This window comes from Oceanibaculum nanhaiense, from assembly GCF_002148795.1.
Taxonomy (GTDB): domain Bacteria; phylum Pseudomonadota; class Alphaproteobacteria; order Oceanibaculales; family Oceanibaculaceae; genus Oceanibaculum; species Oceanibaculum nanhaiense.
The window spans coordinates 365,978-390,186 of record NZ_MPOB01000003.1; the positions used below are offsets into that span (position 1 = coordinate 365,978).

Here is a 24,209-nt window from a genome sequence, read left to right on the forward strand (position 1 = left end):
ACCTGACTTGCATTATGCAATCTATTAAGTTGCATCATGCAAGCTGGAGCCGGCAATGGTCCGCACCGATTTTTCCCGCATGCGCTGCCCCGTCGCCCGCTCCATGGAGGTGCTGGGCGAACGCTGGGCCATCCTGGTGCTGCGCGAGGCCTATTACGGCACCACCCGCTTCGACGATTTCCTGCGCCATCTCGGCATCGCCTCCAACATATTGAGCGCGCGCCTCGGCAAGCTGGTCGAGCATGGCGTGCTGGACCGCGTGCCCGCGCCGGAGAAGGGCGTGCGCCACGAATACCGGCTGACCGAGAAGGGGCGCGACTTCTTCCCCGCCTATCTGGCGCTGAAGCGCTGGGGCGACCGCTGGATGGCCGGACCGGAGGGGCCGGTGATCCGGCTGGTCGAGGCCGATACCGGTCACGAGGTGGCCGCGCCGCCGCTGCTGGACAGCACCGGTGCACCGCTGGCGCTGGAAAATCTGCGTGTGCTGCCGGGCCCCGGCGCCGGTCGGGCGATCCGCCAGCGTTTCAGTGATGAGCGCTTCGGTAACGGCGAATGACGGTTCTCGCGGCAGCCGCGCCCCCCGCCGAACCTATCTTCTCCATCCTGCGCCGCATCCAGAAACTGGCAACGCCGACGGCGCTGCTGGCCTTCCTGCAGATCGCCGCGCAGTTGCTGGAAACCTGGATCGCCGCCCGGCAGGGCACGGCGGCGCTGGCCGGCTGGGCCGTGGTGCTGCCCTTCGCGCTGCTGATGCAGCAGATGTCGGCGGGCGCCATGGGCGGCGGTGTGGTGTCCGCCATCGCCCGCGCGCTGGGCGGCAACCGCGAGCAGGAGGCCTCCTCTCTGGTGCTGCACGCGGCGCTGATCGCCATCATCGGCGGCGGGCTGTTCGCCCTTGTGCTGGCGGTGTTTCCCCTCACCCTTCTCGGGCTGATCGCCGGGCCGGTGGCGGCGGAGGCCGCCGCTCCTTATGCGATCTGGCTGTTCGGCGCGGGCGCCATTCCGCTGTGGCTGGCCAACACGCTGGCCTCGGTACTGCGCGGCGGCGGACGGCACGGGCTGGCGGCCCGCGTGCTGACGCTGGGCTATATCGTCTATCCGCCGCTGTCCTGGCTGCTGGCGGAGCCGCTGGGCATGGGGCTGGCTGGCATCGGCGCCGCATTCGCGCTGGTGTTCTGGGCCTCGGCGCTGGCGATGGTGCTGGTGGTGCTGCGCGGCGGTGCCGGGTTCACCCCCTCCTTGCGCATCCGCCCGTCTGGCCCCCTGTTCACCCGCATATTGTCGGTCGGGCTGGTCGCCTGCGCGCTGGCCTCCGTCGCCAATCTGACGACCATCCTGGTGACGGCGCAGATCGCGCATCACGGGCCGGCGGCGGTGGCCGCCTACGGCATCGCGGCACGGCTGGAATTCCTGATGATCCCGCTGGCCTTCGGCGTCGGCTCGGCGCTGACCGCGCTGGTCGGCCGTGCCGTCGGGGCCGGCGACTGGCAGAATGGCCGGCGCATCGCCTGGACCGGCGGGCTGCTGGCCTTCGCGATGGCGGGTGCCGCCGGCCTTGCCGTCGGTCTCGCGCCGCACACCTTCGCCAGTGCCTTCAGCGACGACCCGGCGGTCATCGAGATCGCCGCACGCGGCCTCGCCTATACCGGCTTCGCCTTCGGCGGCTTCGGCCTCGGCATGGCGCTCTATTTCGCCGCGATGGGCGCCGGGCGGATGCGCTGGGCGGTGGTGGCGGCGTTCTCCCGCATCACCATCGCGGTCGGCGGCGGCTGGCTGCTGGCCAATGTCGCCGGTATGGGACTGGAAGGGCATTTCCTCGGCGTGGCGCTGGGCATCACCGCCTATGGGCTGGTGACCGCCATCGGCGTCAGACCCGGCGTGTGGCGCTAACTCAGGCGGCCAGCGCCTGTTCCTCGCGCAGGATCCAGCCGCCGCCCAGCACGCGCTCGCCGCTGTCGCGGTCATAGAACACGCAGGCCTGCCCCGGCGACACGCCATATTGCGGATCGTCAAAGCTGACGACAGCGCCCGCCGGTGTCGCCCGTATAAAGGCCGGGATCGGCGCCATGGCGCTGCGCAGCTTCACCAGCACCGGCAGGCCCTCGACCGGCGGATGGGCCAGCCAGTTCACCTCGGTCAGGGTGACGCCGGGCTTCGCCAGCGCCTCACGCGGGCCGACCACGACACGGTGCGCCTCCGGCTCGATGCGCACGACATAGAGCGCGTCGGTCGAATCCACACGGCCGCCGATGCCCAGCCCCTTGCGCTGGCCGACCGTGTAATGGATGACGCCGTCATGGCGGCCCAGCACGGTGCCGTCGACATGCACGATCTCGCCGGCCTCCACGGCACCGGGGCGCAGCTTCTGCACCACATCGCCATAGCGCCCGGTGGGCACGAAGCAGATATCCTGGCTGTCCGGCTTGTCCGCCACCTCCAGCCCGAAGCGCTGGGCGAGAGCACGCACCGCCGGCTTTTCCATGCCGCCCAGCGGGAAGCGCAGATAATCCAGCTGCTCCGCCGTGGTCGCGAACAGGAAATAGCTCTGGTCGCGGTTGGCATCGACGGCGCGGCGCAGCTCCGCCCCTGCCGGCCCCATCGCGCGCTGCACGTAATGGCCGGTCGCCAGCACCTCCCCGCCCAGCTCACGCGCGGTCTGCAGCAGGTCGCGGAACTTCACGCGCTGGTTGCAGCGCACGCAGGGGATCGGCGTCTCGCCGCGCAGATAGGCGTCGGCGAAATCGTCGATCACGGCCTCGCGGAAGGCGCTCTCGTAATCCAGCACGTAATGCGGGATGCCCAGCCGGTCGCAGACCTGGCGGGCGTCGTAGATATCCTGTCCGGCGCAGCACGCGCCCTTCTTCTGCAGGGCCATGCCGTGATCGTAGAGCTGCAGCGTGATGCCGATCACCTCATAGCCCTGCTCATGCAGCAGCGCCGCGGTGACGGAGCTGTCCACCCCGCCCGACATGGCGACGACCACGCGGGTATCCTGCGGCCGCTTATCGATCCCGAGAGAATTCATGGGCTGGAATATAATCTATTCCGCGTTCCGGGTCATCGCATCCAGTCCCATCTGCCAGAAGCGTACTTCCAGGCGCGTTGCCTCGGTGAAAGTGCGCGACAGGCTGGGAATGCGCGCCTCGCTGCCACGCTGGGCGAACAGCCGGTCCAGCGTGGCGATGCTGGCCCTGGCGACGCCGACATAATCATCGCCGCCATAGGTCTCGATCCAGTCGCGGTAGGGGTTGCCCTCCAGCTTTGTGCGCGGATCGGCCTTCAGCGCCAGGCCGATCTCCGCATAACCGACGACGCAGGGCGCCAGCGCCACCTGCAGGTCGAGGATATCGCCGGCCATGCCGCGTTCCAGCACATAGCGGGTATAGGCCATGCAGGCCGGGTCTTCCGGCAGCGCCACGACATCGGCCTCGCTCATGCCCCAGCCGGCGCAATAGCGCAGATGCAGGGAGGTTTCAGCCAGAATATGGCCGACCGCATCGTTGGCGGCGCGCATATCCTCCAGCGATTCCGACTTATAGACCGCCAGCGCATAGGCCCGCGCGAAATGGATCAGGAACAGATAGTCCTGGCCGAGATAGTAGCGGAAGGCCGCCTCCGGCAGGGTGCCGTCGCCCAGCCCGCGCACGAAGCGGTGATCGGTATAGTCGCCCCAATGCGGCTGCGCGGCGGCGCGCAGGCGGTCGAACAGGCTGCCCTGGGGGGCCAGCTGCGGGACCAGCGCTTCCGTCATCGGATCAGCCCATCATGTTGTTGGTGCCGGACGGCAGCCGGACGGTGAGGCCGTCCAGCTCCTCGGTCATCACGATCTGGCAGCCCAGCCGCGAGGTCTTGGTCAACCCGAAGGCGAGATCGAGCATGTCCTCCTCATCTTCGCTGACTTCTTCCAGCCGATCGTAATCGGCGGGATCGACGATGACATGGCAGGTCGAGCAGGCGAGCGAGCCTTCGCAGGCGCCCTCGATATCGATGCCGTTGCGATGTGCGACCTCCAGCACGGAAAGGCCGACCGGGGCCTCGACCTCGTGCCGCGTACCGTCGGGATCGATGAACACCATCTTCGGCATGCTGCCTTCCTCAAACGCGCTGTCGATTGTGACGAAAGAACCGGGTGGGGTTAGGAACGGGTCGGTTTATCAGGCACCCTAGATGGGTGCAATCCCCGCCATGGCAAGGCCTCTCACGAGGCCACTGCCATCGGCCGCAGCCGCCGGGCGGTCTGCGACCAGGCGGCAAGGAACGCGTCCACATCCGCCGCCATGCTGGTCCAGCCGAAGCTGACGCGGATGGCGCCGCCGGCGATCCCGGGCGGCAGACCCATCGCCGCCAGCACATGCGAGGCTGTGACCTTGCCCGAGGAACAGGCGGAACCGGCACTGACCGCCACGCCGGCGAGATCGAGCGCCATGACGATATTCTCCGCCTTCATGCCGGGCAGCGCGATGCAGCTGGTGTTCGGCAGGCGCGGCATGTCTTGTCCGACGATGACCGCCTGCGGCGTCGCCGCCAGCACGCCCGCTTCCAGCGCGTCGCGCCAGACGGCCAGCGCCTGCACCCGGTCGATATCCGCCGCCACCCGCGCCGCCGCGCCGAAGCCGGCAATGCCGGGCAGATTCTCGGTACCGCCGCGCAGCCGCCGTTCCTGACCGCCGCCGCGCTGGATCGCCGCCAGATCGAGACCGGGGCGGATATAAAGCGCACCGACGCCCGGCGGCCCGCCGATCTTGTGGCCGGAGAGGCTCATCAGATCGACGCCCAGTGCCGTCACATCGAGGGGCAGCTTGCCGGCGGCCTGGATGGCGTCGCAATGGATCAGCGCGCCATGGCGGCGCGCGATCTCGCGCGCCTCGGTCACCGGCTGCAGGATGCCGGTCTCGTTGTTCGCCAGCATCAGCGAGATGATGGCCGGGCGGCTGTCTGACGCCAGCAGCGCGTCCAGCGCCCCGAGATCGAGCACGCCGTCCGACGTTACCGGCACGGGCTCAGCCTGCGGATGCACGGCACGCACGGAATCATGCTCGATGGCGGAATAGAGGATGCGCGGGCGGCCGCTGCCCAGCAGCGCCAGCGCGTTCGCCTCGGTGCCACCGCTGGTGAAGACCAGCCCGGCAGGATCGCCGCCGATCAGCGCCGCTACCTCGCGCCGCGCCTGTTCCAGCCGCTTGCGGGCGGTGCGACCGGCGGCATGGACGGAGGATGGATTGCCGCCCTCCTGCATCGCCGCAAGGACGGCCTGCATCGCCTCCGGCCGTACCGGCGTGGTCGCGTTATGATCAAGATAGGTAATGGCCATTTTCTATTCGGCGGCGGCGCCCATCGTGGGCTTTGGCGCCATCGCGGGCGGAAAACCCGTGGACCGCACCTGCCGCGCCACCACATCCTGCAGGCTGACGGATCCGAGATAGAGGTGGATCTGGTTGCCCAGCTCCTCCCACAGATCATGGGTCAGGCAGCGCGCCTTGTTGCTCTTGCAGCCAGCCGGCGATCCCGGCGTACAGCGGGTGGCGCGGATCGGCTCATCGACCGCCAGAATAACATCGGAAACCCGCGTCTCCTCGGGCGTGCGGGCCAGCAGATAGCCCCCGCCCGGGCCGCGCACGCTGCGTACCAGGCCGCCACGCCGCAGCTTGGCGAACAGCTGTTCGAGATAGGAGAGCGAAATTTCCTGCCGTTCCGCGATGTCGGCAAGCGCGATCGGCTGGCCCTCGCTGGTGGCCGCCAGATCGACCATCGCCATGACGGCATAGCGTCCCTTGGTGCTGAGCTTCATGGAAGCGCCTCCCTAATTTCCGTCGCGCGACGCCGCGTGACTGCGCCCGTTGCTTGCCTTTTTCGCCACCGGAGCGGCACTGCCCTCCAACTCCACGACACGCGCCTTCAGCGCCGTTACCTCGCCCAGCAACCCGTCCAGCGCGCGGGCCACCGGGTCCGGCATATCCACCGAGGTGCCATAGGCGCAGAACGCATCCTCCTGCTTCGACCGGCTGATCGCCACCTGGGCCGGGATGCCGACCACCGTGACGCCTTCCGGCACATCCTTCAGCACCACGGCGTTAGCGCCAACGCGCGCGCCCTTACCGACGGTCAGCGGGCCCAGCACCTGCGCGCCGGAGCCGACGATGACGCCGTCGCCCAGCGTCGGATGGCGCTTGCCCTGATGCAGCGAGGTGCCGCCCAGCGTGACGCCCTGATACAGGGTGACATCATCGCCGACCTCCGCCGTCTCTCCAATCACCACGCCCATGCCGTGATCGACGAAGAAGCGCCGGCCGATGGTGGCCCCCGGATGAATCTCGATGCCGGTCAGCACCCGGCCGATATGCGACAGGAAGCGGCCCAGCAGCCGCCAGCCGCGCCGCCAGGCGGCATTGCCGATGCGGTAGAACAGCAGGGCATGAAAGCCCGGATAGCACAGCATGACCTCGATCCGGGACTTCGCCGCCGGGTCGCGCGCCATGATGGCATCGATATCCTCACCGAGTTTCTTGAACATTGCCCACCCCAGCATGATATAGTCCCGGCCCGCCAAAGGATGCGCCGGGCCATGCGGCCAGCGCGGCCGGCAAGCGCACACTTAGTCGATATAGAATGTCCCAGTTATGCGATCAAGTATTGTGCGCCGCTTTTACGGGAAACAGCGGTGCAAGTCCGACTCCATTGGTCGGCTTAATGCGGGCACCACGCATATGAGGAGAACGCAAGGCCCATGCCCGAAGTGATTTTCAACGGTCCGGAAGGACGGCTTGAGGGGCGTTACCAGCACGGCAGCCAGCCCAACGCGCCGATTGCGCTGATGCTGCACCCGCACCCGCAGCATGGCGGGACGATGAACAACAAGATCGTCTATTCGCTCTATCATAATTTCGTGCAGCGCGGCTTTTCGGTCCTGCGCTTCAACTTCCGGGGCGTTGGCCGCTCGCAGGGCGTCTATGACCGCGGCGAGGGCGAGCTGTCGGACGCCGCCTCGGCGCTGGACTGGCTGCAGACCTACAACCCCAATGCCGGCCAGTGCTGGATCGCCGGCTTCTCCTTCGGTGCCTGGATCGGCATGCAGCTGCTGATGCGCCGGCCGGAGATCAGCGGCTTCATCTCAGTGGCGCCGCCCGCCAACAATTATGATTTCACCTTCCTTGCCCCCTGCCCGGCCTCCGGCCTGGTGGTGCAGGGCACGGCCGACGATATCGTGCCGCAGGAATCGGTGAAGAAGCTGGTCGACAAGCTGTCGCATCAGCGCGGCATCACCATCGATTACCGGCTGGTCGAGGGCGCCAACCATTTCTTCACCGGCCAGCTCGACGAGATGATCGGGCATGTCGATAATTATCTCGACAAGGCGCTGGTGAAGACCGAAGCCTGATTCCAATCAGGGCTGATTCAGCACCCCGCCCGGCAACGGGTGGGGGACACCTGTAGTGCCCGGAAAACTGAGCGGCAGCCCGGCCAGCGACCGCACCGCCAGATAGGCGAAGGCGTGCGCCTCCAGCGCATCGCCGTCCCAGCCCAGTTCTTCCGTTGCCTGTACCGGCACATCCAGCGCGGCGCGCAGCCCTTCCATGATGACCGGGTTGCGCCGCCCGCCGCCGGTGACGATCCAGCGCAGCGGCGGCTGCGGAAACCAGTCGGCGGCCTTGGCAACACAGGCCACGGTCAGCGCCGCCAGCGTCGCCGCGCCATCCTCCAGCGACAGGCCCTCGGCAAGGGTGGCAGAGAAATCGTCACGGTCCAGCGACTTGGGCGGTCGGCGCTGGAAATACGGCCCTTCCAGCACCGTATCGATGCGCACCCGGTCCACCTTCCCCTGCGCTGCCAGTCTTCCATCCTCGTCGCAGGCGGCACCGGTGTGACGGTGCACCCAATCATCGATCAGCGCATTGCCCGGCCCGGTATCGAAGGCCAGCAAATCGGTCTCGCCGCCGATCCAGGTGACATTGCCGACCCCGCCCAGATTGAGCATCGCCACCGGGCGGCCGAGATGCGCCGTCAGCGCCGCGTGATAGGCCGGTGCGAAAGGGGCGCCCTCACCGCCCGCCGCCACATCGGACGTACGGAAATCATTGACCACCGGGATGCCGGTCAGGCCGGCCAGCAGCGCGCCATCGCCGATCTGCAGCGTCCGCCCTTTGCCGGGCTGGCCCTGTGCCGGCTGATGCAGGATGGTCTGGCCATGAAAGCCGACGACATCGATTTCCGCCGCCGCCATCCCGGTCTCGCTCAACAGCCGCGCCACCGCCTCGGCATGGCGCTCGGTCAGCGCGCGTGCCACCCCGGCGATATCGGCCCCTTCCGGCGCACCCATCACGCCGCGCAGGCGCGCCCTGAAGCCCGAATCATAGGGCAAGGTCAAGGCCGGTCCCAGCGTCTCGATCCGGTGCCCGTCACTGGTCAGGATCGCGGCATCGATGCCGTCCATCGAGGTGCCGCTCATCAGCCCGATTGCCGTCTTTACGGTCATGCGCCTTGCTCTTCCTTCGGGAAATCAATGCCCATCTAACGGGGCCGGCGGACAGGATGCAAGCCGGCTTCCAGTGGCCGGCTTGTTCGGATAATCTCGCCGCCATGACGCACGATTATATCGACAGCTATTACAGCCGCACCCTGGCCGACGATTATCGCCGCGCACCCCTGGAGGGCGAGGTGGAGGCGGATGTCTGCATTATCGGCGGCGGCATGGCCGGCCTCGCCACCGCGCTCGGGCTGGCCGAACGCGGTGTGACCAACGTGGTCGTGCTGGAAGGCAAGCAGGTCGGCTTCGGCGCCTCGGGGCGCAATGGCGGCTTCGTCTCGGCGGGCTATTCCCTCAGCCCGGCCGCCATCGTGAAGCGCGTCGGCGTGGAGAATGCGAAGGCGCTCCTCGGCCTCACGCAGCAGGCGATGGACGTCATCCGCCGCCGCGTCGATCAATATGCCATGCCCTGCGGTCCGCTGGTCCACGGCAAGCTGAACATTTCCTGGTTCGACCGGCCGAAGGAGCAGAAGGCCAACATCGCCTTCATGAACCAGACGTTCGGCACCAAGCTGGAATTCTGGCCGCGCGCCAGGGTCCGCGACCTCTATCTGTCGAAGCGCTATTTCGACGCGATCCATAATCCCGACAGCTTCCACTTCCATTCGCTGAACTTCACGCGCGGCACGGCGGCCGCCGCCGAAGGGCTGGGCGTGCGGATCTTCGAGGACAGCCCGGCGACCGGCCTCAGCCTCGATGGCGATGTGAAGCGCATCCGCACGGCGCGCGGCACGGTGAAAGCGAAGCAGGTGGTGGTGTGCACCAGCGGCTACCTGAACTGGATGCTGCCGCGCCTGCGCCTCTCCATCCTGCCGATCGGCACCTATGTCATGCTGACCGAACCGCTGGGCGACCGCCTGAAAACCGCGATCCGCGCCAACCATGCGGTCTCCGACAACCGCTTCGCGCCGGATTACTACCGCGCGCTGCCCGACAGCCGCATCCTGTGGGGCGGGCGCATCAGCATGGCCACCAACCCGGCCGATCTCGACCGGCTGATGCTGGGCGACATGCTGAAGGTCTATCCGCAGCTTGCCGGCACCAAGGTCGATGTCGCCTGGCCCGGCACCATGGGCTACACCACGCACAAGATGCCGCTGATCGGCGAGCTGAAGCCCGGTGTGTGGGTGAATAGCTGCTTCGGCGGGCATGGCATGTGCGCGACCACGGCGGGCGGCGAGACGGTGGCCAAGGCCATCGCGCTGGGCGACGAGAGCTGGAAGCTGTTCCGTCCCTTCGGCCTCAGCTTTGCCGGCGGCCCCGCCGGTCCGCTGGCGGCACAGGCCGTCTATTGGTACTGGCAGCTGCGCGACCTGATGAAGCGGTGATGGGACAAAGCGGTGACGGGCCGATTGTCGCGGTGCGCAAGCCTGTGCTAAACCGCCGCTCCACACCTTCCTGACCGGCGAGCCCTGCCATGACCAGCCCCACCACCAGCCCGAAGTCCGATTTCCTGCGCACCATCGTCGAGCGCGGCTATATGCACCAGTGCACCGATCTGGAGGCGCTGGACGGCGAAATGGCGAAAGGAACGCCGGTGCCGGCCTATATCGGCTTCGACGCCACGGCGGACAGCCTGCATGTCGGCTCGCTGGTGCAGATCATGATGCTGCGCCAGCTGCAGAAGACCGGTCACAAGCCGGTCGTGCTGATGGGCGGCGGCACCTCGCGGATCGGCGACCCGTCCTTCCGCGACGAGGCGCGCAAGCTGCTGTCCGACGCGGACATCCAGCGCAATCTCGACGGCATCAAGCGCGTGTTCGGCAAGTACCTCACCTTCGGCGACGGCCCGACCGACGCGGTGATGGTCAATAATGCCGACTGGCTGGACAAGCTCGAATACATCTCCTTCCTGCGCGATTACGGACGGCATTTCTCGATCAACCGGATGCTGAGCTTCGAGTCGGTGAAGATTCGCCTTGAGCGCGAACAGTCGCTGAGCTTCCTCGAATTCAACTACATGATCCTGCAGGCCTACGATTTCGTGGAGCTGTGGCGGCGCGATGGCGTGCAGCTGCAGATGGGCGGCTCCGACCAGTGGGGCAACATCGTGAACGGCATCGAGCTGGGCCGCCGGGTCGAGGATGCCGCGCTCTACGGCCTGACCAGCCCGCTGATCACCACCGCATCCGGCGCGAAGATGGGCAAGACCGCCAATGGCGCGGTCTGGCTGAATGACGACCGGCTGTCGCCCTATGATTTCTGGCAGTTCTGGCGCAATACCGAAGACGCCGATGTCGGCCGCTTCCTGCGCCTGTTCACCGAATTGCCGCTCGACGAGATCGCCCGACTGGAATCGCTGGAAGGCGCGGAGATCAACGAGGCGAAGAAGGTGCTGGCCTTCGAGGCGACCCGCCTGTGCCATGGCGAGGAGGCCGCCAATGAGGCCGCCGAGACCGCGCGCCGCACCTTCGAGGAAGGCGCCACCGCCGAAGGGCTGCCGACCGTGGATATCCCGCAGGCGCAGCTGGCCGCCGGCCTGCCAGCCTATGAGGCGCTGCGCCTCGCCGGCCTTGCCGCCTCCAACGGCGAGGCCCGCCGCCTGATCAAGGGCGGCGGCGCCCGGCTGAACGATGCGGTAATCGCCGACGAGAACGCCGCGCTCTCCCCCGCCGATCTGGCCGACGGCGTCATCAAGCTGTCCGCCGGCAAGAAGCGCCACGCCCTGCTGAAGCCAGTTTGAGACAGCCGACCCCTTTCTCCTTCGTCACCCTCGGGTCAAGCCCGAGGGTGACGAAGAAAGAGGAGCGCAGGGCGCAACCTCCTCCCAATCATCCGACAAAATTCAATCTTTTCCTTGAATTGACGGATTTTCTTCTTAGGTATTGACGTACGCGGCCCGTCGCGTGCAGGTAATCCTGCGCAGCATCAGGCCGCATCGCCCGATCCCTTCGATCACGAACGACCAATCCATTACTCCATGAAAAATCGATGACGGACGCAGAAATGCGGGTTCCGGCGGTTATCTTTTTGTCACTATCGGGTCATACTGACCGCAATACTGGCGAGCATGCGAACCTTGCCGGCCGTCATCCGTTTCAAGGACACAGACCAAGGACGGAGAACAGATAAGATGTGCGGCATTGCCGGTGAAATCCGGTTCGACGATCACCCCGCCTCCAGCGCCGCGATTGCGGCGATGACCGACCGGATGGCCCCGCGCGGGCCGGATGGCGAAGGACTGTTCCTGCAAGGGCGCGTGGCGCTGGGACACCGGCGGCTGAAGATCATCGACCTCACCGAGCGTGCGCAGCAGCCGATGGTGGATAACGGCCTCGGCCTCACAATCGTCTTCAACGGCATCATCTATAATTACAAGGAGCTGATGGCCGAGCTGGAGGCCAAGGGCTACCGCTTCTTCTCCACCGGCGACACCGAAGTGGTGCTGAAGGCCTTCCACGCCTGGGGCCCGGACTGCGTGTCGCGCTTCCACGGCATGTTCGCCTTCGCCGTGACCGAACGCGACAGCGGCCGCGTGACGCTGGCGCGCGACCGGCTGGGCATCAAGCCGCTCTATTACGCCGAGACGGCGCACAGCTTCCGCTTCGCCTCCTCCCTGCCGGCCCTGCTGGCCGCCGGGCGGGCATCGGGCGAGCTGGTCGATACCGACATCGACCCGGTGGCGCTGCATCATTACATGAGCTTCCATGCGGTGGTACCGGCGCCCTACACCATCCTGAAGGGTGTGCGCAAGCTGCCGCCGGCGACCCTCATGATCATCGAGGCGGATGGTGCGCGAAAGCAGCACCGCTACTGGCAGCCGGATTTCGTGCGCCACGCCGACGAGGCCAAGCTCAGCTTCGAGGACTGGCAGGAAAAGACGCTGGACGCGCTCACCCTCGCGGTGAAGCGCCGGCTGGTCGCCGACGTACCGGTCGGCGTGCTGCTGTCCGGCGGGCTCGATTCCAGCCTGGTGGTCGGACTGCTGGCCAATCTGGGCCAGCAGGATCTGAAGACCTTCTCCATCGGCTTCGAGACGGTGGGCGAGGAACGCGGCGACGAATTCCAGTATTCCGACATCGTGGCGAAGCATTTCGGCACCGACCATCACCAGCTGTTCGTCGATTCCAGCCGCGCCCTGCCGGAGCTGCAGAACTGCATCGCCGCCATGGCCGAACCGATGGTCAGCCACGATGCCATCGGCTTCTACCTGCTCTCCCAGGAGGTGGCGAAGCATGTGAAGGTGGTGCAGAGCGGCCAGGGGGCGGACGAGGTGTTCGCCGGCTATCACTGGTACCCGCCGCTGATGAACAGCACCAACCCGGTCGAGGATTACGCCCGCGTATTCTGCGACCGCACCCATGCGGAATTCGGTCAGGCGGTCGATCCGCGCTTCGTGGATGGCGACCACAGCCGCGCCTTCATCGCCGAGCATTTCGGCATGGCCGGCGCCGATACGGCGGTAGACAAGGCGCTGCGCCTGGATACCGGCATCATGCTGGTCGATGACCCGGTGAAGCGCGTCGATAACATGACCATGGCCTGGGGGCTGGAGGCGCGCGTGCCGTTCCTCGACCATGAGCTGGTCGAGCTGGCCGCCCGCATCCCGCCGGAGATGAAGGTCGAGGGCGACGGCAAATACGTGCTGAAGGAAGCCGCCCGCAAGGTGATCCCCAAGGAGGTCATCGACCGGCCGAAGGGGTATTTCCCGGTGCCGGCGCTGAAATATCTGCGCGGTCCGTTCCTGGAGATGGTGCGCGACGCGCTGACCTCGCAGGCCGCGCGTGACCGCAAGCTGTTCAACCCGGCCTATGTCGAGACCCTGCTCAAGGATCCTGACGCGCATCTGACGCCGCTGCGCGGTTCCAAGCTGTGGCAGTGCGCCCTGCTGGAGCTGTGGCTGCAGCAGAACCAGGCGTAAGCCCCCTTCCCTGAGAATGGTAGGACAAGAAGCATGACCGCTCGGACCAGCGCCCGCCCCGCCCCGCCCCGCCGCCAGCGCGGCGGCAATGAGCGGCTGCAGCGCCACACCGCCGTCAGCCTGCGCGAATCGGCCCGTCAGGGCGACCGCATCAAGGGTGAGGAATGGCCGCACGACGTCGCCATCGATTGCGGCTGGGGGCGGCTGATCTTCGCCCATACCTTCACCGATCAGGACAGCCTGGTCGAAGCGCTGCGCGCGGAACCGGCCGGCCAGCGCGATATCGCCATCTATGTGCATGAACCGCATGTGATGCTGGCCAAGGCGCCGCAGGCGCTGTTCCTCGACCCGTCGCACACCTACCGGCTGCAGATGTCGGCCTACCGGCCGGCACAGCGCCGCCCCAAGGGCTTTGCCGTGCGCCGGCTGCGCACCATCGCCGACGCGCAGGCGGTGAACGACATCTATGCCGCGCGCGGCATGGTGCAGGTCGATCCCGGCTTCTTCTGGACCAACCGGATGAAGAAGCACATGACCTTCCTGGTGGCCGAGGATATGGCGACCGGCAAGGTCCTAGCCGCCGTGACCGGCGTCGATCATGTGAATGCCTTCAAGGACCCGGAGAACGGCAGCAGCCTGTGGAGCCTGGCGGTCGATCCGCAGGCCGCCTATCCCGGCATCGGCGAGGTAATGGTGCGCCATCTGGCGGAACATTTCGCGGCGCGCGGGCGGGCCTATATGGATTTGTCGGTCATGCACGACAATGAACAGGCCATAGCGCTCTACGAGAAGCTGGGCTTCCAGCGCGTGCCGGTGTTCGCGGTAAAGATCAAGAACACGATCAACGAGAAACTGTTCGCCGGCCCGCCGGTGGACGAGAATCTGAACCCCTACGCCATGCTGCTGGTGAACGAAGCCCGGCGGCGCGGCATCGGGGTCGAGGTGCTGGACGCCGAGGGCGGCTTCTTCCGGCTGACCCATGGCGGACGCTCGATCACCTGCCGCGAGAGCCTGTCGGAACTGACCACCGCCGTCGCCATGAGCCGCTGCGACGACAAGGCGGTGACCCGCCGCCTGCTCGAAAAGGAAGGGCTGCGCGTGCCGGCCCAGCGCACCGCCGGCGACACCAAGGCTGATATCGCCTTCCTGAAGGAACACAACTCAATCGTGGTGAAACCGGCGCGCGGCGAGCAGGGCCGCGGCATCAGCGTCGATGTGCGCGGCGTCGAGGAAATGAAGACCGCCATCGAGACGGCGCGCCGCACCTGCGACACGGTGCTGCTTGAGGAACTGGTCCAGGGCGAGGATCTGCGCCTCATCGTCATCGGCTTCAAGCTGGTGGCCGCTGCCGTGCGCCGCCCGCCGATGGTCACCGGCACCGGCCAGCACACTGTGGAGCAGCTGATCAAGAAGCTGAGCCGCCGGCGGGCCGCCGCGACCGGCGGCGAAAGCGGGATTCCGCTCGACCTGGAGACCGAACGCTGCGTCTCCATGGGCGGCTATCAGCTGGACAGCATCCTGCCGGAGAACGAGACCCTGCTGGTGCGCAAGACCGCCAACCTGCATACTGGCGGCACCATCCACGATGTGACCGACCAGCTGCACCCGGCGCTGGTGGATGCCGCGGTGAAGGCCGCGCGCGCCATCGACATTCCGGTGGTGGGGCTGGATTTCATCGTGCCAAGCCCGGCCCGGCCCGATTACGCGATCATCGAGGCGAACGAGCGGCCCGGCCTCGCCAATCACGAACCGCAGCCGACGGCGGAACGCTTCATCGACCTGCTGTTCCCGCAGACCGCGATCGACCGCTGGCCCCCGAAGGACATGCGGTAGGCAGCTTTCCGAAACCACACATTTGAAACCACAGGGGAAATCATGCTGAAGCCGACCATCGACATGGCCTATCTGAAGGGAATTCTCAGCGAATTGCTGTGCATTCCCAGCCCGAGCGGCTTTACCGATCAGGTCGTGCTGTTCGTCAGCCGCGAGCTGGAACGGCTTGGCATTTCCTATGAGCTGACAAGGCGCGGCGCCATCCGCGCCGACCTGCCCGGCCGCCAATACAGCCCCGACCGTGCCGTCGTCAGCCATCTCGACACGCTGGGCGCGATGGTGAAGAACCTGAAGCCGAATGGCCGGCTGGAACTGGTGATGATCGGCCACTGGTCATCACGCTTCGCCGAGGGCGCGCGCGTCACCCTGTTCACCGACGACAGCGCCTATCGCGGCACCATTCTGCCGCTGAAGGCCTCCGGCCACACCTTCAACCGCGAGATCGACAGCCAGCCGGTCAGTTGGGACCATGTCGAGCTGCGCATCGATGCGCAGGCGGACAACCGCGCGGACCTGGAAAAACTGGGGGTGAATATCGGCGATTATGTCGCCATCGACCCGCAGCCGGAATTCCTGGAGACCGGCTACATCGTCTCGCGCCATCTCGATGACAAGGCGGGCGCCGCCACCATGCTGGCCGCCGCCAAGGCGGTGATCGACGGGAAGATGGAACTGCCGATGGACTGCCATCTGCTGTTCACCATCTCCGAGGAGGTAGGCTCGGGCGCTTCAGCCGTGCTGCATGGCGATGTGGCGGAGCTGGTCAGCATCGACAATGGCACCACCGCCGCCGGGCAGAATTCGCGCGAGACCGGTGTGACCATCGCCATGAAGGACCAGACCGGGCCGTTCGACTATCACCTGACGCACAAGCTGATCGGGCTGGCCAAGGATCATGGCATCCCGCACCAGCGCGACATCTTCCGCTATTACCGCTGCGACGGCACCTCGGCGGTGGAGGCCGGCAACGATATCCGCACCGCGCTGCTCACCTTCGGCATTGATGCCTCGCACGGCTATGAGCGTATCCACGAAAGCGCGCTGGAGAATCTGGCGGAGCTGATCGCGCTGTATATGCAGAGCCCGCCGACGGCCAAGCGCGATTCGATCCGCATGGGGTCGGTCGAGGGTTTCCCGGAAAGCCAGGGCGCCGACATCGACCCGAACCTGCTGCCGCACGCCTTCGGCACCGGGATATCGGACGCCGACAAGTCCGAAGACTGACGACGACCTGACCAGCAGCCCGACCGCCGGCGATGAGGCTTAGCGCGGCTGCGGATAGCGCAGCGTCGGCCCAAGCTGCTGAATGACCGTGCGGGCGTCGAAGGATTTCGGGTCGTCCTTCGGCGTCTTGCCCTTGAAGATCAGAATATCGGCATAGGCCTGGTAACGGTTTTGCGCATAGGTGTTGGAATTCCAGCCCATGCCATAGCCATAACTGCCCGGCCAGCGCCCGCCATAGATGCTGTAACCGCCCGGCCAGCCGCCATTGCTGTAATAATCGGTGACGCGCTCGACATCCTTCTCGACCAGCACGAAATGATCGCCGTCGCGCTGCAGCGTCAGCTCGGCGGCGCGGTAGAGCAGGTAATTCTCCACCGTCTCGCGCGGCGTCACGTCATTGCCGTAAAAGGTCACGCGGAAGCGGTTGCCGTCAATCTGCTGCTCGGAAAAACCGGTCGAGCTGTCCAGCCGCGGCTTGTAAGGCGTCGGCTGGGCGCAGGCGGCAACCAGCAGGGCGAGCCCGGCGACAAGGGCCAGCTTCGTCGCGGTTCCTGTTCTGCCGGCGGCAGGAGAAAATGTGCCAGCGCTCATGATTGCTCTCCCGGTAGGGTAGTGTTGCGAGCCGTTCTTAACGCATAATGTAGGCAGCAACTAAGGCATTCCAAGGGCGATGCCTCTTCCCCCAGTACGCGGCTGGCAGGAATTTCCGTCGCGTCAGCTTTCCAGGAAACCGGTCAGCACCTCGCGGAAGCGCTCCGGGTGAACGGCCGGGTAGAAATGCCCGCCATGCGGCAGGATGACCGTCTCGGCGTTGGGGATGAGGCGCCCCAGCTCCTCGCTGAGATAGGCCGGCGTCACCATGTCGTCGCGCGCGCCGAACACCAGCGTCCTGTGCTGGATAGTGGGCACATCCTTGCGCCGGTCATGCGCCATGATGGCGGCGATGCGCGACTTCACGATTTCCGGCACCGGCACCTGCTGCGCCGCGGCCTCGTCAGTAATCCGGCCGGCATCGGGATTGTCGCGCAGATGGTCGCTGGGCAGCATGAACAGGATATTGGCGCGCAGATAGGCACCTGGCCCCATGGCGTCGAGGATTTCCGTGCGCACCCGGAACAGCTGCTGGAAATAGCCGTCGAAGCCGGCCCAGGTTGCGCTCAGCACCAGCCGGTCGATCCGCCCCGGATGCTCCAGGGCGATATGCTGGCCCATCGCGCCGCCGGTCGAATGGCCGGCAAAATGCGCCTTTTCGATGCCGAGATGGTCCATCAGCGCCAGCACGTCATCAGCCATCTGCGGCACCGAATACTCGATCCGGTCCAGGCTGCTGCGCCCGGTGCCGCGATGATCGTGCAGCACGACCTTATATCGCTTCGACAGTTCCGGCACATGCGGGTTCCAGAAGGTGGCGCTGCCCGACAGGCCGGCGGCCAGCACCAGCGGCGGTCCGTCGCCATGCACCTCGTAATAGAGCGTGGCGCCGTTGGAGAGCGTCAGTTCGGCCATGGCTGTTCCTCTTGTCGTGCAGTCGGGCTCAGAAAATAACTTCTTCCAGCGGCCAGATCGGCCGCCGCAGCTTCTTGAAGTCGAAGCGCGACCAGTCATGCGAGCATAGCGAGCCGGAATCGACCGCGATCACCTGCCGCGCGATCGGCTCGAAGGCGGCACGGAAATGATGCGCGCTCTTCACCACGATAACGCTCTTCTTGAGCGGGTCGATACCGTTGGTCAGGAAGGCCTGATGGTCGGTGGTCTGCTGCCGGTTGCTGGTGACGACGATCTCGATGCCGTCCACCTCCAGCACCATGGTCGGCCCCATCTGCATGACCACGCCCTTCCACATCGGCCCGTCATGCACGAAGCGGCCGTCGCCCAGATGCTTCACCACGCCGGTGCACTTGATCGGTGCGCCGAAGGCAGGGTCGGTATGGCCGCCCAGATCGACGCTGATGGTGGCGCCCACACCGGCCTTCTGGCCGGCCTGCACCGCCGCCGGATCGGTAATCGGGCAGAAGCAGGCATTCTTCACCCCGGCCTCCAGCAGCGCACGCAAAAGGTTCGTCGTGTCGCCATAGCCGCCACCGCCCGGATTGTCCGTCGGGTCGGCGATGACCAGCGGCTTGCCAGTGCCGTCCTCGCCCTTCAGCGCCTCGGCCACCGCGACCCCCAGCGTCTGGTAATGCACAGTCTGCTTGTCGCGGGTGTCCCAGATCTCGCGCACCAGCATGTCCAGAATATCCTTCGCGCGCCGCGTCACTGCCGGATTGTGGCTGATCGAGACGGACGGGCCGGCCATATGGATGTCCGACCACTGGAACCCGGCATGGATGGAGATCGCATGGATCCCGGTCTCCTTCTCATATTCCGCTGCCCGGGCCAGCAGGTCGACCATCGGGCCGACACCGGCGCTGGTGCGGCCATGATCACAGCCATCCAGCGAGGGCGGGCGGGCGACGATGCAGGACAGTTCCAGCCGGCCCTCCATCATCTCATTCACCAGATCGGCGGCCTGGACCGCGCGCTCGAACTGGTCGATATGCGGATAGGTGCGGTAGGCGATGATGGCATTGGCATTTTCCGCCATCGCATCGCTGACATTGGCGTGCAGATCCAGCGTGACGGCAATCGGCACGCGTGGGCCGAGGCGGCGGCGCAGCGCTTCCAGCAGCGCGCCCTCTGCATCGTCCTCGGTTTCCGTCACCATGGCGCCATGCAGGGCAAGGCAGATGCCATCGACCGGCCCCTGCTTGTCCAGCGCGTCCAGCACGGCGCCCTTCAGCAGGGTCCAGCACGCCGCCGTCACCTTGCCGGATGGCGTCGCATTGGCGGCGACGGCGTTCACCGTGGTCCAGCCGAAGCGCTCGGCGGCGTCGATGAAGCCGCCCAGTTCTGTGCGGGTGCCGCGAAACTGACCGACGATCTCGTCGCCGATGCCGAGATAGCGGCGGCGATAGGAGTCCTCATCCGTCGGCAGCAGGCTGAACGTATTGGTTTCGTGCATGATCTGGGCGATGAGCACACGCTTGGACATGGTGATTCCCGATGCGAAAAATTGTGTTCGATCTCACGCCTTGATTGGTCCGGGCGCTTATCGGCATCATGCTACGCACAGAAAACAAAGTCGTCAGCAAACTTTACAAGTTTGCGACAGCACAATTTGCGACAAAAGTCGTCAGGGAGGAAGATTTGCCGAAACCCATCACCCTCATCACCGGGGCCAGCCGGGGCATTGGCCTGGCGCTGGCGAAAGACATGGCGGCGCGCGGCCATCATGTGATCGGTCTGTCACGCAGCGCGCCGAAGGACGGTTTTCCCGGCGACTATGTGACCGGCGATCTGTCGGACGCAGCCGACACCGCCCGCGCGCTGGCCGAGATAGCGAAAAGCTATCAGGTCGATAATCTGGTGAACAATGCCGGCCTCATCACCGTGGAACGGCTGGAGCAGGCCACCCTGCCCGCCTTCGAGCAGATGATCGCGGTGAACATGCGCGCGCTGATGCAATGCAGCCAGGCCGTGCTGCCGGCGATGAAGGCGAAGCGGCATGGCCGGATCGTGAATATCGGCAGCCGCGCGGCGCTGGGCAAGGACGGGCGCGGCACCTATGGCGCCACCAAGGCCGCCGTGGTCGGCTTCACCCGCAGCTGGGCGCTGGAACTGGCGCGCGACGGCATCACCGTGAACTGTGTCGCCCCCGGCCCGATCGAGACCGAGTTGTTCCGCGACGCCAACCCACCCGGCAGCCCGCAGGCCGAGGCGCTGATCGCCACCGTGCCGGTCGGCCGCATCGGCCAGCCGTCGGAAGTGGCGGCGGCCTGCGCTTATTTCATGTCCGATGAGGCCGGCTTCGTCACCGGCCAGGTGCTGAATGTCTGCGGCGGCCTCACCGTCGGCCAGGCGGTGATGTAGGGGCACTTCCCTCTCCCCTCGCCCCGGAAGGGGGCGAGGGATATCAGCCCCATTGTGCGTTGCAAAAAATTCAGCCCCCTCCTGCGTGCATTTCCGCTTGACGGAAAAACAGCCGTCCCTATTTTCAGGGACAGACAGGGCAACCTGTCTCGCGGTGATTTGAGGGAGCAGCTTGCGCCGCGTCAACAAACGCTAAAGCGCCACGGAGCGTATTCGTGGTTTCCCCGTCTGTTGATGGAGTGAGCCATGCGTGCGCTTTTTTTATTGCCTGATTTCCCGTCGCTGCCCGGCGCAACCCGCCGAATGCGCCGCTGCCGCTGTCGCACCTGACAGCCGGCCTGGCCTGGCCCTCGCCCTAGAGCGCCCGGCCCTTTTCTCCTTTTCCCATAGCGACCGAACCCGCCCGCAGGCGGGGACCGTTCGTGCTCTCTAAGTCAGGAGTCCCAGACATGATCCAGCTCGATCAGGTCTCCAAGCATTACCCGCCGCCCAAGCAGGGTGGCCCCGCAGTCACGGCACTGGACGATGTCAGCCTCACCATCGGGGCCGGCGAGATCTACGGCATCATCGGCCGGTCCGGTGCCGGCAAATCGACGCTGATCCGCGTCATCAACCAGCTCGAAAAACCCACCGCCGGCCGGGTGCTGGTCGATGGCGTGGAGATATCCTCCCTGTCCGGTGCCGCCTTGCGCCGCGAGCGCCGGGGCATCGGCATGATCTTCCAGCATTTCAACCTGCTGTCCTCGCGCAGCGTGTTCGACAATGTGGCGCTGCCGCTGGAACTGGCCGGCGTGTCGAAGGACGGGATCAAGGCCAAGGTCGAGCCGCTGCTGGAGCTGGTCGGCCTGTCCGACAAGCGCGACCGCTACCCCGCCGAACTCTCCGGCGGGCAAAAGCAGCGCGTCGGCATCGCCCGTGCGCTGGCGACCGAGCCGAAGGTGCTGCTATGCGACGAGGCGACCAGCGCGCTGGACCCGGAAACCACGCGCGACGTGCTGCGGCTGATCGCCGAGATCAACCGCAAGCTGGGGCTGACCGTGGTGCTGATCACCCACGAGATGCATGTCATCAAGGAGATCTGCCACAAGGTGGCGGTGCTGGAGGCCGGCAAGGTAATCGAACAGGGCAGCGTGTTCGAGGTGTTCACCCGGCCGCAGCACCCGACCACGCGGTCCTTCATCGGCATGGTGACCGGCATCGACCTGCCGCCGGTTCTCGCCAACCAGCTGCAGGCAGAGCCGCAGCCCGGCGGCGAGGCGATCCTGCTGGTCCGCTTCATCGGGGACAGCGCCGACCAGCCGATCCTCAGCCGGCTTGCCCGGCATCACGGCATCGACGCCAACATCCTGTCGGGGCGCATCGACCATATCCAGGGCCGGCCCTTCGGCACGCTGGTGGTCGCCCTGCCCGGCGGCGAGACGCTCGGCACCGCGCTCGCCTTCTTCCAATCCCATCAACTTTCCGTGGAGGTCCTGGGCCATGTCGCACCAGCTCTTCGTGCTGCTGGCTGAAGCCACGCTCGACACGCTCTACATGGTCGCCCTGTCCGGCGCCATCGGCACCGCGCTAGGCCTGCCGCTCGGCGTCTGGCTGGCGACCTCCGGCCGGGGCGAGATGCTGGCCGCCCCGCTGTTCAACCGCATCGGCGGGGTGCTGGTGAACGCCACCCGCTCGACGCCCTTCATCATCCTGGTGGTGGCGATCATCCCGTTCACGCGGCTGGTGGCCGGCACCTCCATCGGCACCAGCGCCGCCATCGTGCCGCTGACCGTGGCCGCCGTGCCTTTTATCGCGCGCATCGTCGAGACGGCGATCCGCGAGGTCGATCGCGGGTTGGTCGAGGCGGCGGAGGCGATGGGCGCCACGCCCTACCAGGTCATCGCCAAGGTGCTGGTGCCCGAAGCCCTGCCCGGCATCCTGCTGGGCCTGACTTTGGCCATCGTCAGCCTGATCGGCTACTCGGCCATGGTCGGCGCGGTCGGCGGCGGCGGGCTGGGCGATCTCGGTATCCGCTACGGCTACCAGCGCTTCATGCCGGAGGTGATGGCCATCGTCGTCCTGCTTCTCATCGTTCTGGTGCAAGGCATCCAGTCGCTCGGCGAACGCCTCGCCCGGCGGGTGAATAAGCGCCTGCGCACCGCCTGATTTAGTCACGTCCAAACCAAAGGAGTATCTCTCATGAACACGCGTATCCTGCGCGGCCTTGCCGCCGCTTTGCTGCTGTCCACCGGCATCGCCACCGCGGCCTCGGCCGAGACCATCCGTGTCGGTGTTTCCGCCGGCCCGCATGCCGAAATCCTCGACCAGGTGAAGAAGGTCGCGGCCCAGGACGGGCTGGACATCGAGATCATCGAATTCACCGATTACGTGGTGCCGAACACCGCGCTGGCATCGGGCGATATCGAGGCGAACTCGTTCCAGCACCTGCCCTATCTGGACAATCAGGTGAAGGATCGCGGCCTCAAGCTGGTGTCGGTCGGCCAGACCGTGGTGTTCCCGATGGGCTTCTATTCCAGGAAGGTGAAGTCCTTCGAGGAACTGCCGGAAGGCGCCACCGTGGCGATCCAGAACGACCCGACCAATGGCGGCCGTTCGCTGCTGCTGTTGCAGGCCAAGGGCGTGATCACGCTGCGCGACGGCGTCGGCCTGAAGCCGACCCTGCTGGACATCGCCGAAAACCCGAAGAAGCTGAAGCTGATCGAGCTGGACGCGGCGCAGCTGCCGCGCTCGCTCGATGACGTCACGGCGGCGGCGGTGAACACCAACTACGCCGTCGAGGCCGGCCTCGACCCGGTGAAGGACGCCATCGCGCGGGAGAATGCCGACTCGCCCTACACCAACATCATTGCCGTGCGCGAACAGGACAAGGGCAAGCCCTGGGTCGCCGCTTTGCTGAAGGCCTATCACACCCAGCCGGTGAAGGAGTTCATCCAGACCCGCTTCAAGGGTGCGGTCGTCACCAGCTGGTAAGGCTTACCTCTCCAACCTGTCACCCCCGGGCTTGACCCGGGGGTGACACTAGATTGGTGCCCCCTACTTCGCCTTGCGGCGTTCCTCCCGCGCTTTCAGGAAACCGTCCATCATGCGGCGCGGTTCCTTGCCCTTCCAGGCGGTGGCGAAACTGTCGATGCCGGCGGCCACGGCGGCACGCAGCGGCAGATCCTCCCAGTCGCGAATCAGCTTCTTCTGCAGCCGGATCGACACCGGCCCGCATTCCACGAGACTATGCAGCCACGCATCGACCGCCGCATCGAGATCGGCGGCAGGCACCAGCTTCTCGACGAAGCCCCAGTCTGCCGCCTCGGCGGCGCTGAAATTCTCGCCCAGCAGCAGGATCTGACGGGTGCGGCCCCAGCCGATCAGACCGGGCAAAAGTGCCGCTTCGACCACCGAGGGGATGCCCAGCTTCACCTCCGGCATGCCGAACACGGCGCTGTCCACGGCGATGCGCAGATCGCAGGCCGCCGCCAGCTCCAGCCCGGCCCCCAGCGTATAGCCGTTGATCCGCGCGATCACCGGCACCGGCACCTGCCGCACGGCGTTGCAGCAGCCATGCACGCGGGTGATGAAGGCGCGCGCCTTGTGCTCGTCCAGCCCGGCCATCTCGTCGATGTTGGCCCCGCCGACAAAGGCCTTCTCGCCCTCGCCGGTCAGCACCACCGCCAGCAGGCTATCGTCGCGCGCCAGCTCGGCGAAGGTGGCAGTGAACTCCGCCATCAGCGGCGTGCTCATGGTGTTCAGCTTGCGCGCATTGGCGATGGTCACGCGCGCGACGCGGCCCTTTGCCCCGTGATCGTCATAGCGCAGCTGGATGTAGCTCGGCTGGTCGGCCATTTCTTCCCCCTGGTTTCTGTTCCGATG

At 66.3% G+C, this 24,209-nt stretch carries 23 protein-coding genes and 1 riboswitch; of the genes, 12 read left to right on the forward strand and 11 right to left on the reverse strand.

Going from position 1 to position 24,209, the window contains the following annotated elements; genetic code table 11:
• Positions 1–55: 55 nt before the first annotated feature.
• Both BKM74_RS07040 and BKM74_RS07045 read left to right on the forward strand, forming a co-directional pair.
• Positions 56–556, forward strand: coding sequence for a winged helix-turn-helix transcriptional regulator (locus BKM74_RS07040; RefSeq protein WP_086464980.1), 501 nt, complete (start codon positions 56–58; stop codon positions 554–556).
• Positions 553–1,890 carry an MATE family efflux transporter gene (locus BKM74_RS07045; protein WP_086464981.1) on the forward strand — a complete coding sequence of 446 codons (1,338 nt, stop codon included), beginning with the start codon at positions 553–555 and terminating at the stop codon, positions 1,888–1,890. Before BKM74_RS07040 ends, BKM74_RS07045 begins: the two co-directional genes overlap by 4 nt.
• Position 1,891: 1 nt before the next feature.
• On the opposite strand, the gene mnmA is transcribed toward BKM74_RS07045, so the two are convergent.
• The 6 genes from mnmA to cysE form a co-directional block, all read right to left on the reverse strand.
• Positions 1,892–3,025 carry a tRNA 2-thiouridine(34) synthase MnmA gene (gene mnmA / locus BKM74_RS07050; RefSeq protein ID WP_086464982.1) on the reverse strand — a complete coding sequence of 378 codons (1,134 nt, stop codon included), beginning with the start codon at positions 3,023–3,025 and terminating at the stop codon, positions 1,892–1,894.
• Positions 3,026–3,040: 15 nt separating this feature from the next.
• Entirely contained in the window at positions 3,041–3,751 is a 711-nt protein-coding gene (tenA, locus tag BKM74_RS07055) for a thiaminase II (protein WP_086464983.1), read from the reverse strand.
• Positions 3,752–3,755: 4 nt separating this feature from the next.
• Complete coding sequence (locus tag BKM74_RS07060) at positions 3,756–4,085, reverse strand: ferredoxin family 2Fe-2S iron-sulfur cluster binding protein (protein ID WP_086464984.1); 330 nt, start codon at positions 4,083–4,085, stop codon at positions 3,756–3,758.
• Positions 4,086–4,198: 113 nt separating this feature from the next.
• Positions 4,199–5,311: a cysteine desulfurase family protein gene (locus BKM74_RS07065; protein WP_086464985.1), complete on the reverse strand. Its 1,113-nt coding sequence runs from the start codon at positions 5,309–5,311 to the stop codon at positions 4,199–4,201.
• A gap of 3 nt (positions 5,312–5,314) precedes the next feature.
• The gene (locus tag BKM74_RS07070) at positions 5,315–5,788 is read right to left on the reverse strand and encodes an Rrf2 family transcriptional regulator (RefSeq protein ID WP_086464986.1); all 474 of its coding nucleotides are present in this window, start codon (positions 5,786–5,788) and stop codon (positions 5,315–5,317) included.
• 12 nt (positions 5,789–5,800) lie between these two features.
• Entirely contained in the window at positions 5,801–6,526 is a 726-nt protein-coding gene (cysE, locus tag BKM74_RS07075) for a serine O-acetyltransferase (RefSeq protein ID WP_245825847.1), read from the reverse strand.
• Between the two features lie 198 nt (positions 6,527–6,724).
• Between cysE and BKM74_RS07080 the strand changes: the two genes are divergently transcribed.
• Positions 6,725–7,375: an alpha/beta hydrolase gene (locus BKM74_RS07080; RefSeq protein WP_086464987.1), complete on the forward strand. Its 651-nt coding sequence runs from the start codon at positions 6,725–6,727 to the stop codon at positions 7,373–7,375.
• A 6-nt stretch (positions 7,376–7,381) separates the two neighbouring features.
• Here BKM74_RS07080 and BKM74_RS07085 read toward each other — a convergent pair whose 3' ends face one another.
• A complete protein-coding gene (locus tag BKM74_RS07085) occupies positions 7,382–8,470 on the reverse strand; it encodes an anhydro-N-acetylmuramic acid kinase (RefSeq protein ID WP_086464988.1) in 1,089 nt (362 codons plus the stop codon).
• 104 nt (positions 8,471–8,574) lie between these two features.
• On the opposite strand from BKM74_RS07085, the gene BKM74_RS07090 reads away from it, so the two are divergent.
• From BKM74_RS07090 to BKM74_RS07110, 5 genes are all read left to right on the forward strand, one after another.
• The gene (locus BKM74_RS07090; RefSeq protein ID WP_086464989.1) at positions 8,575–9,849 is read left to right on the forward strand and encodes an NAD(P)/FAD-dependent oxidoreductase; all 1,275 of its coding nucleotides are present in this window, start codon (positions 8,575–8,577) and stop codon (positions 9,847–9,849) included.
• 89 nt (positions 9,850–9,938) lie between these two features.
• On the forward strand, positions 9,939–11,204 hold the full coding sequence (gene tyrS, locus BKM74_RS07095) for a tyrosine--tRNA ligase (protein ID WP_086464990.1): 1,266 nt from the start codon (positions 9,939–9,941) through the stop codon (positions 11,202–11,204).
• Positions 11,205–11,594: 390 nt separating this feature from the next.
• Positions 11,595–13,382 carry an N-acetylglutaminylglutamine amidotransferase gene (locus BKM74_RS07100; protein ID WP_086464991.1) on the forward strand — a complete coding sequence of 596 codons (1,788 nt, stop codon included), beginning with the start codon at positions 11,595–11,597 and terminating at the stop codon, positions 13,380–13,382.
• Positions 13,383–13,415: 33 nt separating this feature from the next.
• Positions 13,416–15,215: an N-acetylglutaminylglutamine synthetase gene (gene ngg / locus BKM74_RS07105; RefSeq protein WP_086464992.1), complete on the forward strand. Its 1,800-nt coding sequence runs from the start codon at positions 13,416–13,418 to the stop codon at positions 15,213–15,215.
• Positions 15,216–15,257: 42 nt separating this feature from the next.
• Complete coding sequence (locus tag BKM74_RS07110) at positions 15,258–16,439, forward strand: osmoprotectant NAGGN system M42 family peptidase (protein ID WP_086464993.1); 1,182 nt, start codon at positions 15,258–15,260, stop codon at positions 16,437–16,439.
• A 39-nt stretch (positions 16,440–16,478) separates the two neighbouring features.
• Here the strand turns inward: BKM74_RS07110 and BKM74_RS07115 are convergent, their stop codons facing one another.
• The 3 genes from BKM74_RS07115 to BKM74_RS07125 all read right to left on the reverse strand — a co-directional run bounded on the left by BKM74_RS07115 (position 16,479) and on the right by BKM74_RS07125 (position 19,470).
• Positions 16,479–17,030, reverse strand: a complete 552-nt coding sequence (locus BKM74_RS07115; protein ID WP_086464994.1) for a CC0125/CC1285 family lipoprotein — start codon at positions 17,028–17,030, stop codon at positions 16,479–16,481.
• A 123-nt stretch (positions 17,031–17,153) separates the two neighbouring features.
• On the reverse strand, positions 17,154–17,945 hold the full coding sequence (locus BKM74_RS07120; protein WP_176342429.1) for an alpha/beta fold hydrolase: 792 nt from the start codon (positions 17,943–17,945) through the stop codon (positions 17,154–17,156).
• A 28-nt stretch (positions 17,946–17,973) separates the two neighbouring features.
• Positions 17,974–19,470, reverse strand: a complete 1,497-nt coding sequence (locus BKM74_RS07125; RefSeq protein WP_086464996.1) for a M81 family metallopeptidase — start codon at positions 19,468–19,470, stop codon at positions 17,974–17,976.
• 155 nt (positions 19,471–19,625) lie between these two features.
• On the opposite strand from BKM74_RS07125, the gene BKM74_RS07130 reads away from it, so the two are divergent.
• The 4 genes from BKM74_RS07130 to BKM74_RS07145 all read left to right on the forward strand — a co-directional run bounded on the left by BKM74_RS07130 (position 19,626) and on the right by BKM74_RS07145 (position 23,318).
• On the forward strand, positions 19,626–20,348 hold the full coding sequence (locus BKM74_RS07130; RefSeq protein ID WP_086464997.1) for an SDR family oxidoreductase: 723 nt from the start codon (positions 19,626–19,628) through the stop codon (positions 20,346–20,348).
• A 141-nt stretch (positions 20,349–20,489) separates the two neighbouring features.
• Positions 20,490–20,564, forward strand: a riboswitch (SAM riboswitch).
• A gap of 233 nt (positions 20,565–20,797) precedes the next feature.
• Positions 20,798–21,859, forward strand: a complete 1,062-nt coding sequence (locus BKM74_RS07135) for a methionine ABC transporter ATP-binding protein (RefSeq protein WP_086464998.1) — start codon at positions 20,798–20,800, stop codon at positions 21,857–21,859.
• On the forward strand, positions 21,828–22,493 hold the full coding sequence (locus BKM74_RS07140) for a methionine ABC transporter permease (RefSeq protein WP_086464999.1): 666 nt from the start codon (positions 21,828–21,830) through the stop codon (positions 22,491–22,493). Before BKM74_RS07135 ends, BKM74_RS07140 begins: the two co-directional genes overlap by 32 nt.
• Before the next feature lie 33 nt (positions 22,494–22,526).
• Positions 22,527–23,318, forward strand: a complete 792-nt coding sequence (locus BKM74_RS07145; protein WP_086465000.1) for a MetQ/NlpA family ABC transporter substrate-binding protein — start codon at positions 22,527–22,529, stop codon at positions 23,316–23,318.
• Positions 23,319–23,381: 63 nt separating this feature from the next.
• Here the strand turns inward: BKM74_RS07145 and BKM74_RS07150 are convergent, their stop codons facing one another.
• On the reverse strand, positions 23,382–24,182 hold the full coding sequence (locus BKM74_RS07150) for an enoyl-CoA hydratase (RefSeq protein WP_086465001.1): 801 nt from the start codon (positions 24,180–24,182) through the stop codon (positions 23,382–23,384).
• Positions 24,183–24,209 lie beyond the last annotated feature (27 nt).

What these genes read in the sequence shown, in the direction of transcription:
- BKM74_RS07040 (WP_086464980.1), top strand. Translation starts at nt 56, where the DNA reads ATGGTCCGCACCGATTTTTCCCGCATGCGCTGCCCCGTCGCCCGCTCC.
- BKM74_RS07045 (WP_086464981.1), top strand. Translation starts at nt 553, where the DNA reads ATGACGGTTCTCGCGGCAGCCGCGCCCCCCGCCGAACCTATCTTCTCC.
- mnmA (WP_086464982.1), bottom strand. Translation starts at nt 3,025, where the DNA reads ATGAATTCTCTCGGGATCGATAAGCGGCCGCAGGATACCCGCGTGGTC.
- tenA (WP_086464983.1), bottom strand. Translation starts at nt 3,751, where the DNA reads ATGACGGAAGCGCTGGTCCCGCAGCTGGCCCCCCAGGGCAGCCTGTTC.
- BKM74_RS07060 (WP_086464984.1), bottom strand. Translation starts at nt 4,085, where the DNA reads ATGCCGAAGATGGTGTTCATCGATCCCGACGGTACGCGGCACGAGGTC.
- BKM74_RS07065 (WP_086464985.1), bottom strand. Translation starts at nt 5,311, where the DNA reads ATGGCCATTACCTATCTTGATCATAACGCGACCACGCCGGTACGGCCG.
- BKM74_RS07070 (WP_086464986.1), bottom strand. Translation starts at nt 5,788, where the DNA reads ATGAAGCTCAGCACCAAGGGACGCTATGCCGTCATGGCGATGGTCGAT.
- cysE (WP_245825847.1), bottom strand. Translation starts at nt 6,526, where the DNA reads ATGCTGGGGTGGGCAATGTTCAAGAAACTCGGTGAGGATATCGATGCC.
- BKM74_RS07080 (WP_086464987.1), top strand. Translation starts at nt 6,725, where the DNA reads ATGCCCGAAGTGATTTTCAACGGTCCGGAAGGACGGCTTGAGGGGCGT.
- BKM74_RS07085 (WP_086464988.1), bottom strand. Translation starts at nt 8,470, where the DNA reads ATGACCGTAAAGACGGCAATCGGGCTGATGAGCGGCACCTCGATGGAC.
- BKM74_RS07090 (WP_086464989.1), top strand. Translation starts at nt 8,575, where the DNA reads ATGACGCACGATTATATCGACAGCTATTACAGCCGCACCCTGGCCGAC.
- tyrS (WP_086464990.1), top strand. Translation starts at nt 9,939, where the DNA reads ATGACCAGCCCCACCACCAGCCCGAAGTCCGATTTCCTGCGCACCATC.
- BKM74_RS07100 (WP_086464991.1), top strand. Translation starts at nt 11,595, where the DNA reads ATGTGCGGCATTGCCGGTGAAATCCGGTTCGACGATCACCCCGCCTCC.
- ngg (WP_086464992.1), top strand. Translation starts at nt 13,416, where the DNA reads ATGACCGCTCGGACCAGCGCCCGCCCCGCCCCGCCCCGCCGCCAGCGC.
- BKM74_RS07110 (WP_086464993.1), top strand. Translation starts at nt 15,258, where the DNA reads ATGCTGAAGCCGACCATCGACATGGCCTATCTGAAGGGAATTCTCAGC.
- BKM74_RS07115 (WP_086464994.1), bottom strand. Translation starts at nt 17,030, where the DNA reads ATGAGCGCTGGCACATTTTCTCCTGCCGCCGGCAGAACAGGAACCGCG.
- BKM74_RS07120 (WP_176342429.1), bottom strand. Translation starts at nt 17,945, where the DNA reads ATGGCCGAACTGACGCTCTCCAACGGCGCCACGCTCTATTACGAGGTG.
- BKM74_RS07125 (WP_086464996.1), bottom strand. Translation starts at nt 19,470, where the DNA reads ATGTCCAAGCGTGTGCTCATCGCCCAGATCATGCACGAAACCAATACG.
- BKM74_RS07135 (WP_086464998.1), top strand. Translation starts at nt 20,798, where the DNA reads ATGATCCAGCTCGATCAGGTCTCCAAGCATTACCCGCCGCCCAAGCAG.
- BKM74_RS07140 (WP_086464999.1), top strand. Translation starts at nt 21,828, where the DNA reads ATGTCGCACCAGCTCTTCGTGCTGCTGGCTGAAGCCACGCTCGACACG.
- BKM74_RS07145 (WP_086465000.1), top strand. Translation starts at nt 22,527, where the DNA reads ATGAACACGCGTATCCTGCGCGGCCTTGCCGCCGCTTTGCTGCTGTCC.
- BKM74_RS07150 (WP_086465001.1), bottom strand. Translation starts at nt 24,182, where the DNA reads ATGGCCGACCAGCCGAGCTACATCCAGCTGCGCTATGACGATCACGGG.